The organism is Bacillus hominis, from assembly GCF_018332515.1.
GTDB classification, from domain to species: domain Bacteria; phylum Bacillota; class Bacilli; order Bacillales; family Bacillaceae_G; genus Bacillus_A; species Bacillus_A hominis.
In genome coordinates this window covers 1-231 of record NZ_BOQD01000632.1, presented here as the reverse complement: position 1 = coordinate 231, position 231 = coordinate 1, and the positions used below count along the sequence as shown (strand labels likewise).

1 protein-coding gene is annotated in these 231 nt (G+C 27.3%); it reads left to right on the top strand.

The genetic code is table 11. The annotated features are described in order from the left end of the window. Nucleotides 1–79 precede the first annotated feature (79 nt). Nucleotides 80–231, top strand: a 152-nt coding sequence (locus KI356_RS27705; protein WP_212937063.1) for a DUF4181 domain-containing protein, incomplete at its 3' end; no start/stop codon positions are given.

Genomic DNA, 231 nt, shown 5'->3' with positions numbered 1-231 from the left:
TAAGTTATTTAGAAGAGAATAACTGTCATGTAATCCACTTTATTTTAGATAATTCAATGTAGTAATAGGGGGAATAACAATGGGAAACTCTACTATATGGATTATTATTATTATTATTGGAGTTTGTATAGTTGGTTATTTTCTAGAAAAGTTATTAAGAAAAAAGTTGAATATGCCAAAGAGAGGTTTTTGGGGCTATAAGCATGTAAATAGTTTACATGTGAAATTGGA